Consider the following 211-nt stretch of genomic DNA (forward strand, 5'->3'; position numbering starts at 1 on the left):
TACCGTGCCTCCTGCAACCGTACCTCCGCTTACGTCAATTCGCCCAACCTCGGTTCCATCCCATTGATGCACAATAAGATGACCTGTTCCCAGTTCCACAGCTTCACTGAAGATCATGTTCAAGTTCGGCGTAAGCGTCTGTCCGCTTCCCTGCGGATACAGTTGCGTATAATACGGCTGCATATCTCCCGTACGGAATGTCCAGTCCTGC

The 211-nt window shown here is 52.6% G+C and carries 1 protein-coding gene; it reads right to left on the bottom strand.

The window, feature by feature from the left end:
• The coding region (locus LCF57_RS23260) for a hypothetical protein (protein ID WP_226002843.1) at positions 1-211 on the bottom strand (211 nt) is incomplete at both ends.

Origin of the sequence: Paenibacillus sp. BJ-4, assembly GCF_020404765.1 — a bacterium.
In the GTDB taxonomy this organism is placed as follows: Bacteria; Bacillota; Bacilli; order Paenibacillales; family Paenibacillaceae; genus Paenibacillus.